Origin of the sequence: Undibacterium sp. Xuan67W (assembly GCF_049340165.1) — a bacterium.
Lineage (GTDB): Bacteria > Pseudomonadota > Gammaproteobacteria > Burkholderiales > Burkholderiaceae_D > Undibacterium.
The window spans coordinates 1-415 of record NZ_JBMPPN010000061.1; the positions used below are offsets into that span (position 1 = coordinate 1).

General features: G+C 42.4%; 1 protein-coding gene. It reads left to right on the forward strand.

The annotated features are described in order from the left end of the window. On the forward strand, positions 1–397 hold a 397-nt coding region (locus tag ACO0LE_RS20265), incomplete at its 5' end, for a DDE-type integrase/transposase/recombinase (protein WP_422962127.1). Positions 398–415 lie beyond the last annotated feature (18 nt).

Here is a 415-nt window from a genome sequence, read left to right on the forward strand (position 1 = left end):
GTCGATGGGGAAAAACATTGATCGACACCTGGTGATTGACGCTTTGCTTATGGCTAAATTAAGGCGTCAACCTCACCATCCAGTACTTTTACATAGCGATCAAGGTAGTCAGTATGGGAGCAATGACTGTGTCGCATTTATGAATACAAATGGCTTAATCCCTTCGATGAGTCGCCGCGGTAATTGTCATGATAACGCGGTAGCAGAAAGCTTTTTTGCCACATTCAAAAAACGTGTTACCCGCCGAAAGATATACGCCACTAGGGAGGAAGCAAAAACAGAAATATTTAATTTTATCGAGATGTTTTACAATCCAATCAAACGTCATTCACACAACGGCGGACTATCGCCCGTCAAATATGAAGACGCTTATTTCCAGAGGCTTCAAAGTGTCTAGTAAAGTCTGGGAAGTTCA